The 619-nt window shown below is 46.5% G+C and carries 1 protein-coding gene and 1 pseudogene; both read left to right on the forward strand.

Annotated elements, in window-relative coordinates; genetic code table 11:
- The first annotated feature begins 231 nt into the window (after positions 1–231).
- Positions 232–513 (forward strand): type IV conjugative transfer system protein TraL, encoded by a 282-nt coding sequence (traL, locus tag R7P74_RS27410; protein WP_000433889.1) that lies wholly within the window; start codon positions 232–234, stop codon positions 511–513.
- Positions 510–619: pseudogene (locus tag R7P74_RS27415) on the forward strand (TraE/TraK family type IV conjugative transfer system protein); the annotation flags it as partial. The gene traL and the pseudogene R7P74_RS27415, both read left to right, overlap by 4 nt.

A 619-nucleotide genomic window follows, 5' to 3' on the forward strand; every position in this document is an offset into this window, starting at 1 on the left:
ATCGAGGATCTGATCCTCAACATCATCGTAAAAGTCGATCTTCCAGCTCATGGGTATCCTTAACTTAGGTTATCATAAATGATTACTCCGGTTGTGCTATTTGTCTAGAACTTAACCGTCTTGTCTGAGTAGAACCCTCAAAACCTTCAAGAATTCGGCATCTAGCTGACCACTGAACCTGCCAATCCCGAGGCATTCTTCACTTCTCAATTCAAACAACGAGGAGTGACTATGGAACCTGTAAATATTCCATCCTATATCGATGACCCGCCGCACTTCCTGCTTTGGAGTGCCGATGAGATGGCTCCCATTCTGTTGGGGCTAGTGATCGGCATTTTTACCGGTAATGCCTTGGTTTTATGTCTGTTGGGGTTGGTGACAACCAAACTCTATCGGCGTTTTCGTGATGGTCGCCCAGATGGTTTTATTCTTCACGCCATCTACTGGGCCGGACTGTTGCCAACCAAAGCCAAGACGATCCCTAACCCATTTATCAGGAGCTATCTGCCGTGAAGTTCGACGTGTTTTTAAAATCATGGCAAGGCACGCAATTAGAAAACCGATGGCAACGGTTTCTGATTGCAGTGCTGGTGCTATCTAACTTGCTGCTTGCGGTAGC

This window comes from Vibrio sp. 2033 (genome assembly GCF_033339735.1).

Excerpts from the sequence above, each read along its gene's own strand:
- traL (WP_000433889.1), top strand. The coding sequence starts at position 232 with ATGGAACCTGTAAATATTCCATCCTATATCGATGACCCGCCGCACTTC.